Here is a 329-nt window from a genome sequence, read left to right as displayed (position 1 = left end):
GCGTTTGATTGTAGTTGCGGTTCAATATGAACGGATGGAAATCGCGTTTGATTGTAGCTGCGGTCCAATATGAACGGATGGAAATGGTATGAGAGATATAACTTAACCTACGTAAAAAGTTTACTCGTCACCATATCCAGAACCCTTGCACAGCAAGCAAAGTAAAAAAAAACAAAAAAAAGATTGCTAAAAACTTGACTTGTATTATTTTATTTTAGAATTTGTGTTATCGTTAATATTTCCTAAATTCAAGTAACAAATGCAACTTATAGGATTGATTGGAGAGAAAGGAATTGCATTTTTTCAGAACAGGAAGATGAGAATTACTC

Origin of the sequence: Williamwhitmania taraxaci (assembly GCF_900096565.1) — a bacterium.
Classification (GTDB): domain Bacteria; phylum Bacteroidota; class Bacteroidia; order Bacteroidales; family Williamwhitmaniaceae; genus Williamwhitmania; species Williamwhitmania taraxaci.
This window is presented reverse-complemented; position numbering follows the sequence as displayed.